6 protein-coding genes are annotated in these 6,462 nt (G+C 67.9%); 3 read left to right on the top strand and 3 right to left on the bottom strand.

The window, feature by feature from the left end:
• Positions 1-572, top strand: a 572-nt coding sequence (locus tag DBR10_RS15860) for a TetR/AcrR family transcriptional regulator (protein ID WP_233243443.1), incomplete at its 5' end; no start/stop codon positions are given.
• Between the two features lie 4 nt (positions 573-576).
• Here the strand turns inward: DBR10_RS15860 and DBR10_RS15855 are convergent.
• A complete protein-coding gene (locus DBR10_RS15855; protein WP_108504291.1) occupies positions 577-2,184 on the bottom strand; it encodes a serine hydrolase in 1,608 nt (535 codons plus the stop codon).
• Positions 2,185-2,293: 109 nt separating this feature from the next.
• A complete protein-coding gene (locus DBR10_RS15850; protein ID WP_108556501.1) occupies positions 2,294-3,985 on the bottom strand; it encodes an acyl-CoA dehydrogenase family protein in 1,692 nt (563 codons plus the stop codon).
• A gap of 107 nt (positions 3,986-4,092) precedes the next feature.
• Between DBR10_RS15850 and DBR10_RS15845 the strand changes: the two genes are divergently transcribed.
• Positions 4,093-4,719: a glutathione S-transferase family protein gene (locus DBR10_RS15845; protein WP_108490223.1), complete on the top strand. Its 627-nt coding sequence runs from the start codon at positions 4,093-4,095 to the stop codon at positions 4,717-4,719.
• Between the two features lie 24 nt (positions 4,720-4,743).
• Here the strand turns inward: DBR10_RS15845 and DBR10_RS15840 are convergent, their stop codons facing one another.
• The gene (locus tag DBR10_RS15840) at positions 4,744-5,598 is read right to left on the bottom strand and encodes a hypothetical protein (RefSeq protein ID WP_108556500.1); all 855 of its coding nucleotides are present in this window, start codon (positions 5,596-5,598) and stop codon (positions 4,744-4,746) included.
• A gap of 215 nt (positions 5,599-5,813) precedes the next feature.
• Between DBR10_RS15840 and DBR10_RS15835 the strand changes: the two genes are divergently transcribed.
• On the top strand, positions 5,814-6,386 hold the full coding sequence (locus DBR10_RS15835) for an SH3 domain-containing protein (RefSeq protein ID WP_108504931.1): 573 nt from the start codon (positions 5,814-5,816) through the stop codon (positions 6,384-6,386).
• The last annotated feature ends 76 nt before the right edge of the window (positions 6,387-6,462 follow it).

The raw sequence follows: 6,462 nt of genomic DNA, 5'->3' as shown, positions 1-6,462 counted from the left end.
AGAAGGTTCTTCTCGCCGCGCGCGACCTGTTCAACGACATCGGCTACGAGGAGACCACCATCCGCGCCATTGCGGAACGGGCGGGGGTCTCGGTCGGCAGCGTCTTCACGACCTTCGCCTCCAAGGCTGAAGTACTGAGCCATGTCATGGGCCACCGCCTCGGCGAGCTCTATACCGAGTTCGACCGGGTGGCTCCGTACCTGCGCGGCACCACGGCCGACCGGCTCAGCTCGATCTTCGCCATCCACTACGAGTTTGAGACCCGGCGGGTGAAGCTGTTCCTCGCCCATATCGCGGCGTCGTTCAGCCCGAGCAACGAGCCGGACGTCACACCGTTCGGCCGCAATCCCCGCCTGTCGCAGATGCTGTTCGACGTCCTGCAGGACGGGGTCGACCGGGGCGAACTCCGTCCGGATCTGAACCTCGCCGATGTCGTTGACGTCCTGAAGGCCACCTATGCCTGGAACTACCGGCAGGCCGCGGCCGCCGGCGGGGTCGGGGATGCCCCGGCCATGACCGCGGCGATGGAACGGCAGATCGCCGTCATCGCCAACGGCTGGAAGGCGGCCTGACCGGCTATTTCCGGGTCAGTCTCAGGTCCTGGTAGTCATACGAAAAGTCCGCCAGCGGCGACACGGCCCGCACCAGGGCCGAGACGGCGACGCCGTCCTTGATGTCGAAGGTGAAGAAGGCGTCCTCCTGGGTGCGGTCATCGAACACCGTCTGGAAAGTCTCGCCGTCGAACGGCAGCAGCTTGCCGCGCAGGGCCGGGGTCTTGTCGAACGAGACGTGCAGGCCCTTGGCCTTGCCCTTGCCGGTCTCGCTGATCGTCACCGTGCCGTACCAGGGGTCGGCATAGACGCCGGCATAGGCGGCCAGCGGCAGGGCCGGTTTGCTCCCGGCCCCCTTGGGCGTGATGGCGGCCGCAGCGTCCTTGACGGTCTGGGCGTCGTTCTGGGCCTGGACGCGCTGGCTGGAGGCGATCCAGTCGAAGTCACTTTTGCCCTGCAGCCGGTCCGGACCACCGTAGCGCAGGGCCCGCAGCACCGGGTTTTCCTCGGCATTGGTCATGACCATGATCCCCGACTTCCGGCCGGGCAGCAGGCCGGTATAGGAGATGAAGCCCGCCAGGCCGCCGGTGTGCCAAAGCAGCCGCTCGCCGCGATGGTCCTGCACGAACCAGCCCAGGGCATAGGCCTGCATGGACGGCCGCACCGGATTTTCCGCCGTCGGACCGTCCGAGGATGTGGTGATGGTCTGCGGCCTCCACATCTCGCGGGCCGAGGCCTCGCTCCACAGGCGCTGGCCGTCGGGCAGGGCCCCCAGGGCCAGTTGCACCTGCATCCATTTGGCGATGTCGGTGGCGGTGGTGTTGACCCCGCCGGCAGCGGCGGCGGAATCGAAGCTGCCGTCGAAGGGCAGGACGGTCTGGGGGCCCAGGCCCCGGACCGGCGGTCCCATGCGGCAGTGGGGCTCGGCCCGTCGGCTCCGATCGACCTTGGAGGGCATGGGCACGGTGTCCTTCATGCCCAGGGGATCGAAGATCCGGGTCTGGATGAAGTCTTCCCACGGCTTGCCGGTGACGGCCGCGATCACCTCGCCGGCGGCGACATAGAGCACGTTGTCATAGGCATAGCCGCCGCGGAACTGTCCGCCGATCGGCAGGTATTTCAGGCCGGCGACGATGTCGGCACGGCTGTGGGTCGGGGCGGGCCAGATCATCAGGTCGCCGGCCCCCAGCGTCAGGCCGCTGCGATGCACCAGCAGGTCGCGGACGGTCATCAGCCTGGTGACGACCGGGTCGCTCATCTGGAAATCAGGCAGGTAGCGGGTGACCGGGGCGTCCCACTCGACCTTGCCGGCCTCGACCAGCATGGCGAGCGCGGCGGCGGTCATGGCCTTGGTGTTGGAGGCGATGCCGAAGATGGTGTTCCCGTCGCAGGGGGCCGGCGCGCCGAGGCGTTTGACGCCGTAGCCCTTGGCCAGGGTGATCTGGCCGTTCTCGACCACGGCGATGCCCAGGCCCGGCTGGTCGGGGAAGGCGGCCATCACCTCGCGGGCATACTGGTCGACGGCGGCGGCGACCGATCCGGTCTCGCGGGCTTTCGCCGACGTGCCGAACGCCGCCAGCCCTGTCGTTGCCAGCGCGGAAAGAAGGGCGGTGCGGCGGGTGGTGGCGATCATCGGGCGTCCCTGGCGTGAGGGGCGAAGGCTAGGCCGATGCCCGTACCGGCCGCAAGGGGTCGTGGTCTTCGCCCATCCCGACAGGCGCCGGGATGGGCCGATCCTGACCTCAGTTCCCGCCGTCCAGCAGGCGTCGGGCGATGACCTGGGCCTGGATCTCGCCGGCACCCTCGAAGATGTTGAGGATGCGGGCATCGGCCAGGATGCGGCTGATGGCATATTCGGTAGCAAAGCCATTGCCGCCGTGGATCTGCAGGGCGTTGTCGGCAGCGGCCCAGGCCACGCGGGCGGCGATCAGCTTGGCCATGCCGGCCTCGATGTCGCAGCGCTTGTCCTCGTCCTTCTGGGCGGCGGCGAAATAGGTCAGCTGGCGCACGCCCATGATCTCGGCCGCCATCATCGCCAGCTTGTTGGCCACGCGCGGGAATTCGAAGATCGGCTGGCCGAACTGCTTGCGGTCCAGGGCGTAGGACAGCCCCACCTCCAGCGCCGCCTGGGCCACGCCGACGGCGCGGGCGGCGGTCTGGATGCGGGCGCTTTCGAAGGTGGCCATCAGCTGCTTGAAGCCCTGGCCCTCGACCCCGCCCAGCAGGTTCTCCTTCGGCACGGTGAAGCCGTCGAAGCCCAGCTCGTATTCCTTCATGCCGCGATAGCCGATGACGCCGATCTCGCCGCCGCTCATGCCGTCGGCGGGGAAGTCGTTGCCCTCGACGCCGCGCGGCTTGGGGGCCAGCAGCATCGACAGGCCGCGATAGTCGGTGGTCTCGGGATCGGTGCGGACCAGCAGGGTCATGACGTCGGCGCGGGCCGCGTGGGTGATCCAGGTCTTGTTGCCGGTGACGACATAGGTGTCGCCGTCCAGCACGCCGCGGGTGCGCAGGGCCCCCAGGTCGCTGCCGGTATTGGGCTCGGTGAACACGGCGGTCGGCAGGATTTCGGCGCTGGCGATCTTGGGCAGCCAGTACTGCTTCTGCGCCTCGGTGCCGCCGGTCAGGATCAGCTCGCCGGCGATCTCGGAGCGGGTGGCCAGGGAGCCGACGCCGATCCAGGCGCGCGACAGCTCTTCGGAGACCACGCACATGGCGGTCTTGCCCATGCCGCTGCCGCCATATTCCTCGGGGATGGTCAGGCCGAACACGCCCAGGGCGCCCAGTTCTTCCACCAGCTCCAGCGGGATCAGCTCGTCCTTCAGGTGCCATTCGTGGGCGAAGGGGGTGACCTTCTCCTCGGCAAAGGCGTGGAACTGGTCGCGGATCATCTCGAAGGTTTCGTCCAGCCCGGTGTTTTCCAGGGTGGGACGGCCGCGCGCCTCGGCCAGACGCTTGGCGATCGCGCTCTTCACGGCCTGGCCGCCGCCCTTGGTCATCAGGGTGACCAGGGCCGGGGCGAACAGCAGGTTCATGACGCCGCGATCATCGGTCAGGTCGACCGGACGGATCATCTCGCCCTGGTTCATGGCGATGCCGCCGACCATCTGGGTGGCGTATTCGGCAAACAGCAGCTGGGCCAGCAGGGCTTCGATCTCGGTGAAGCGGCCGTCGGTGTCGAGGCGTTCGGCCCAGCCGGCCACCTGGTTGAGCAGCTCGGCATAGGAGGCGTACCAGCCGAAGCCATGGATGGCGTGTTGTTCCAGATCGGCCAGCTTGCGGTCGACCTTGCCCGTCGGTCCGGCGATGCGCGCCTTGACCAGCGGATGCACCTTGCTGACGAAAGCCTGGGCGGCGGTGGCCGCCTCGCGCAGCAGGCCCGTCAGGCCCGGCAGAATGATCGAGGCATTATCCTGTGCGACCGTGTCGGTCATAGCTTGCTCCCCTGCGCCAAACAGTTGTTTTCTTTCACCCTGACTCTTTTCGCATCTGCGAGCAATGCCGCAGTGCAGCAAGACGCCGAAAAAAACAGGGAAGAAACATGCTTCAGGTTCATCACCTCAATGAGTCCCGCTCGCAGCGCATCCTGTGGTTGCTCGAAGAACTGGGCGTGCCCTACGAGATCGTCTTCCACACGCGCGACAAGCAGACCCGCCTGGCCCCGCCGTCGCTGACCGACATCCACCCGCTGGGCAAGTCGCCGGTGATCGTCGACGGCGACCTGACGGTCATCGAGTCCGGGGCGATCATCGACTATGTGATCCGTCGCCATGGCGAGGGCCGCCTGGCCCCCGATCCGGCCTCGGCCGACTATGACCGCTACCAGCAGTGGCTGCACTATGCCGAGGGTTCGGCCATGCTGCCCCTGATGCTCAACATGTATGTCGGCCGTCTGGGCGAGGCCGGCGCGCCGCTGCATCCGCGCATCCAGTCCGAAATCGCCAACCACCTGGCCTTCGTCAATGACAGCCTGGCCGGTCGCGACTTCTTCGTCGGCGACAGCCTGACCGGGGCCGACATCCAGATGAGCTTCGTGCCCGAGGTCGCCAAGGCCATGGGCAAGCTGGCCGACTATCCGCACATGGCCGCCTGGATCGAGCGCATGCACGCCCGCCCGGCCTGGAAGACCGCCCTCGACAAGAGCGGCCCCTACGCCCTGGGGGCCTGATCCCGGATCGCCCTGTTCCGGTGGCTACGGGTTTCCGGAATAGGGTTCGCCGCTGACCGTCTCGTCATAGGCGGTCGGCGGGTTGTTATCGAAAGCCTTCAGCTTGTCCTTGGGAGCCCGCAGTTCGCGCAGGCGCCAGGCGTTGGGCCCGACGCGCGTATAGACCGCGTCGATCTCTTCCTCGCCCACGTCCTCGCTGCCGTCCACCTGGGTCGGCCGGGTGCAGACGCCCTTGATCTCGGTGTCGCTGACCCACGCCTTGGGCTGGCAGCGCGACTTGAAGTCGAACTTGCGGTGCGGCTTGCTCGACCAGTCGAACAGCTGGCCACTGACGCGGCCGTCGTCGCCGATGCCGTAGGTCTGCTCCTGGTCGGCGACGGCGAACACAGCGCCCCGCCACTGGCCGTAGCCCTCGTAGGATTCGATGGCAACGCCCCGCACGTCATAGAAGGTGCTGGAGGGACCATCGGGCGAAGCGACATAGGTCGTGGTGACCTCATAGACGGTCTGCACGCCGTTGGCGGTAGGCACCTGGATGACGGCGGTCAGCAGGTTGTAGCTTTCCTCGTCGTCGGTCAGGACCAGGGCGGCCTTGCCGTTGTGCTGCAGCGTCAGGGTCGAGCCCTGGCGGGCCCCCGGCTGGCCCAGGGTGTTCAGCAGTTTGGCTTCGCTTTTGAGCCCGTCCTCGCGTTCGGAGTCCTGGGGGCCTTCCGCCGATGCCGCGTCTGGGGCGGCCGGCGAGGCCGGGCCGGCCGCCGCGACGGGTTTGGCCGCTTCGGCCGGCGGCTGGGCTGCGCCCGGGGCCTTGTCGCAGCCGGAAAGAGTGGCAAGGGCGGTCAGGGTCAGCGCAGCTGCGACGGACGTGGACTTGAGCGACATGGCATTCCCGACGGCTGACGTTGCGGGGCCACCTTAGCCGCAGCCCTCCCGCGAGCAAGCCGGCGCGGGGCAGGCCCGGCGTCCGCAAACTTTTTTCAACATGAACGAATTCTGTCCGTCCGGTCCACGGCAGCGTTCAGCTTCACCCTGTCATGGTCTGTCTCACGGGGTTGATGACCCCGGTGACTTTCAAACGGGACGAAGGACTTACGACCATGACCATCACCAGCAAGATCAAGACTGCCGCCCTGACCCTGGGCCTGGCCGCCAGCGCCCTGACCCTGGTCACGGCTCCCTCGGCTTTCGCCGTCGAACAGCGCCTGGGCGGCGTCGTCGGCTGCAAGGCTTCCGGCAAGAAGCAGGAAACCGCTGCCGTGATCGGGGCCCTGCTGGGCGCGGCGGCCGGCTCGAACCTGGCCAAGAACGACCAGGGCACCGGCACCGCCATCGGCGCGGTGATCGGCGCGGGCGCGGGCTCTTATGTCGGCTGCTCGATGCAGAAGTCGGAAGCCGCCAACAACGCCGGCGGCGCCTACAAGGCCTATGGCGTCAACTTCGCCACGACGGTAGACGCCCAGCCCGTGACCAAGATCAAGGGCAAGTACGTCGCCCGCTCGAACCTGAACCTGCGCGCCTCGGCCTCGACCCGTGGCGAGAAGGTCGGCGGCGTTGAAGCGGGCCAGACCTTCCAGGCTCTGGGCCGCACCCGCGACGGCCGCTGGATCCTGGTCGGCCAGGACGGCGTCGGCGTCGGCTATGTCAGCAGCGCCTATGTCTACCGCGCCTAAGGCGCACTGAGGTCTGGGGCGCGACGTCCCGTCCCTCAGTCGCGCTCCACGGCAGAGCCCGCCTGGCCCCCGGCCA

This window comes from Caulobacter sp. HMWF025 (assembly GCF_003060965.1).
GTDB lineage: Bacteria > Pseudomonadota > Alphaproteobacteria > Caulobacterales > Caulobacteraceae > Caulobacter.
This window is presented reverse-complemented; position numbering and strand designations above follow the sequence as displayed.